The sequence below is a fragment of the Cellulomonas biazotea genome, assembly GCF_004306155.1.
GTDB lineage: Bacteria > Actinomycetota > Actinomycetes > Actinomycetales > Cellulomonadaceae > Cellulomonas > Cellulomonas biazotea.
In genome coordinates this window covers 1-3508 of the sequence record NZ_BIMR01000150.1, presented here as the reverse complement: position 1 = coordinate 3508, position 3508 = coordinate 1, and the positions used below count along the sequence as shown (strand labels likewise).

Here is a 3508-nt window from a genome sequence, read left to right as displayed (position 1 = left end):
CCCCGCCCCCCCCCCCCCCCCCGCCGCCGTCTCACCCGAAGGTGAACGAGAACGCGGTGACACCCGGCGGGACGTCCAGCTCGACGGTGCCCTCGACGACCTGGCCGTCGTCGGTCACCGCGTAGGAGCGGGGCGGCCCGGAGACCTCCAGGGTGCCGCGCTCGCGCACCTGGCCGTCGTCGTCACGCACGACGAACCCCACGGTGCCCGTCCCGCCGAGGACGCTCTGCACGACCGCCGCGTGGTACCGCAGGCGCAGCCGCGCGTCGGCACCGGCGGTGGCGCCCTGGAAGTCGGTCGTCCACGTCCCGCCGAACGCGACCGTGTCGGGCGCCTGGTCGCCGGGCAGGGCGTACGTGTGCGCGCCCTGCTCGTACTCCCCCGCGACGTTGCGGTGCTTCGACACCGACAGGAACGTCTCGGGCGTGACGTCGCCCTGCGGGGTCGCGTCCTCGACGCGCGTGCGCGGCGGCAGGTCGACCCCGGGGTCCGCGTCGGTCAGCAGCTCGCGGATCAGGGTCTCCGTCGTGTCGTAGCCGCCCTCGCCCTGCGCCACGTGCCGGACCTGGCCGTCGGCGTCGACCAGGTACGCGGCGGGCCAGTACCGGTTCCGGTACGCCGTCCACGTCGCGTAGGAGTTGTCCTGCGCGACCGGGTAGCCGATGCCCAGGCGGCGCGCGCCGTCGACGACGTTGCGCGTCTCCCGCTCGAACGCGTACTCCGGGGTGTGCACCCCGACGACGACGAGGCCCGCGTCCCGGTACGCCTTCTCCCACGCGACGACGTGCGGCACGGACCGCTGGCAGTTGATGCAGGAGTACGCCCAGAAGTCGAGCAGGACCACCTGGCCGCGCAGGTCCGCGAGGTCGACCGGCGCGCCGTCGGGCGTGTTCAGCCACGTGTCGATCCCGCGGATCGCCGGGGCCGGCCCGCAGTCCTCGAGCGCCTCCGCGCCGTCGGTGCAGCGGCTCAGGCCCTCGTTCTCGGCCGTCACCAGGCCGCCCAGGTCGAGCTCGCGCTGCACGCGCGGGTCCGCGGCGATCCGCTCCTGCAGGCCGTCGGTGTAGCCGGGCAGGGCGCGCTGGATCGCGTCCGTCAGGTGGAACGTGAGGGCGAGCGCCAGCGCGAGCATGAGCGCACCGCCGACCGCCCGGATCGCGCGCAGGTGCGTCCGGAACACGCGGGCACGCTCCGAGGCGCGCCGCCCCGCGAGCGCGACCGCGAGGAGCGGCGCCGCCGCACCCAGCGCGAACGACACCGTCAGCACGACCGTGCCCGGACCGACCTGCCCGCTCGCGCCCGCCACGGTGATCGCCGCGAGGACCGGACCCGCGCACGGCACGTACACCGCGCCCAGGCCGAGCCCGAGCACGAACCCGCCCCGCTCCCGCCCCGGCGCGCTGCGCGGCGTCAGACGCTGGAACGGTCGCTCGAGGACCTCCCCGAACCGCGGGACCAGCAGGCCGGCGCCGATCACCGCCAGCACGACGATGCCCGCCCAGCGCAGCAGGTCCTGCGGCAGCCCGAGGACCGCGAGGGCGACGCTGCCGAGCAGCGTGACCAGCGTGAAGCTCGTGACCAGGCCCGCGACAACCAGGTAGGGGCGCGCCGACCGGCGTCGGCTGCCCGCGGCGGGAGGCGCGGTGGGCGGGTCGAGCGTGACGACCGGTGCGGACGCCGACCCGGCCGTGGGCGTGCCGGTGCGTAAGAAGTCCGGGAGCGGCTGGACGGCGAGGCCGGGCAGTGCGCCGAGGCGCGTGCTCGTCGTCGCGCCGGCCAGGAGGACGACCGGCAGGACGGGCAGGATGCACGGCGAGACGCCGGTGACGAGGCCGCCGAGCAGCCCGATGAGTGCGAGCGGGAGCAGGTCCATGCGGGGCGTTCGCCGCCGGCCACCGTTCCGGATGGGTCCCGAAGTCCGACCCATCCACCCGCCGCACCGCATCGAACCACCCTCCGACAGGGGAGCCGGACGGCACCGGACCGGGCTCCCGAGGACGTTCGGAGGGAACCACCATGAGGACCACCACCCGCACCCGCCTCACCACCCGCGTCACCGGTGTGCTGCTCGCCGGCGTGACCGGCCTCGCGCTCGCCGCCTGCTCCTCCGGGGGCGACGACGCCGCGTCCGCGGACGACACGCCCGCCATGGAGCAGACGCCCGAGGAGGAGTCGACCCCCGCGGACGACGCCATGACGGCCGACCCGGCCGCGGACCTCGTCGGACCCGGCTGTGCCGACTACGCCGCGGCCGTGCCTGACGGCGCCGGCTCGGTGCAGGGGATGTCGGCCGACCCCGTCGCCGTGGCCGCGTCGAACAACCCGCTGCTCACGACGCTCACGGCGGCCGTGTCCGGCCAGCTCAACCCGGAGGTGAACCTGGTCGACACCCTCAACGGCGGCGAGTTCACCGTCTTCGCGCCCGTCGACGAGGCGTTCGCGAAGATCGACCCCGCGACCATCGAGGGCCTGAAGACCGACGCGGCGACGCTCACGTCGATCCTCACCTACCACGTGGTGCCCGGGCAGCTCACGCCCGAGGAGGTCGTCGGCACGCAGACCACCGTGCAGGGCGGCACCGTCGAGGTCACCGGCTCCGGCGACGACCTCAAGGTCAACGACGCGGCCGTGATCTGCGGCGGCGTGCACACCGCCAACGCGACGGTCTACCTCGTCGACAGCGTGCTGATGCCGACCATGTGACCTCTCCGGGCCGGCCTCCCGCAGCCGGACCGTCCCGCTCCCGGTCGGGGCGCCCGGTGTGGTGCCCGGACCCGGCGCCCACCGGGAGCACGGAGCCCCCTCGTCGAGAACCCCGGCGAGGGGGCTCTTGCGTGCCCGACATGCGCCGGGTGCCGCCGGCGGACCGTCAGGCGGCGGAGAGGACCATGATGGGGTCGCTCGTCGGCTGCTCCGACCCGCCCGCCGGCTCGACCGTCACCGCGAGCACGTCGCCCGGGGCGAAGTCGTCGGCGAACTGACGGACGGTGCCGTCGTCGCTCGTCATGACGCCCGCGGAGTGCGGCTGACCGTCGCGGACGACCCAGAGCTGGTAGACGCTGCCGTCGTCCGGCGGGGGCATCTGCGTCGCCGTGAACACGGCTCGGTGGTCGGTGAGGATCGCGGTGACCGCGCCGTCGCCGGGGACGTCCTGGTGGACGAGGACCGCCGACGGGTCGGTGAGCAGGTCGGCGACCTGCTGCTGCTCGGCCTGCACCTGGCGCGTGTGCTGCACCTGCTGCACGAGCAGCGTGGCCGGCACGGCGGCGCCGATCGCGACGGCGGCGGCCAGCGCCCACCAGCGCGCTCCTCCGCGTCGTCCCCGCGCGGACGAGGTCGACGAGGTCGACGAGTTCGGCGAGGTCGGCGCGAGCGGCACCGGCGGTGCGGACGGCGCGGGCGACTCCTGCGGGGTCGCCCGGACGGCGGCGAGGACCGCGGCCCGGGCGCCGGCGGGCGGCTCCGCGTCGATCGCCGCTCCCAGCCGGGCGGCGACGGCCTGCAGGTC

The 3508-nt window shown here is 75.7% G+C and carries 3 protein-coding genes; 1 reads left to right on the top strand and 2 read right to left on the bottom strand.

All coding sequences use genetic code 11. From position 1 onward, the window contains the following. Positions 1–31: 31 nt before the first annotated feature. On the bottom strand, positions 32–1873 hold the full coding sequence (locus CBZ_RS10755) for a cytochrome c biogenesis protein DipZ (RefSeq protein WP_130781554.1): 1842 nt from the start codon (positions 1871–1873) through the stop codon (positions 32–34). 143 nt (positions 1874–2016) lie between these two features. Between CBZ_RS10755 and CBZ_RS10750 the strand changes: the two genes are divergently transcribed. Continuing rightward, positions 2017–2703, top strand: a complete 687-nt coding sequence (locus CBZ_RS10750) for a fasciclin domain-containing protein (RefSeq protein ID WP_130781553.1) — start codon at positions 2017–2019, stop codon at positions 2701–2703. A 166-nt stretch (positions 2704–2869) separates the two neighbouring features. On the opposite strand, the gene CBZ_RS10745 is transcribed toward CBZ_RS10750, so the two are convergent. Continuing rightward, positions 2870–3508, bottom strand: a 639-nt coding sequence (locus CBZ_RS10745; RefSeq protein ID WP_130781552.1) for an anti-sigma factor, incomplete at its 5' end; no start/stop codon positions are given.

Excerpts from the sequence above, each read along its gene's own strand:
- CBZ_RS10755 (WP_130781554.1), bottom strand. The coding sequence starts at position 1,873 with ATGGACCTGCTCCCGCTCGCACTCATCGGGCTGCTCGGCGGCCTCGTC.
- CBZ_RS10750 (WP_130781553.1), top strand. The coding sequence starts at position 2,017 with ATGAGGACCACCACCCGCACCCGCCTCACCACCCGCGTCACCGGTGTG.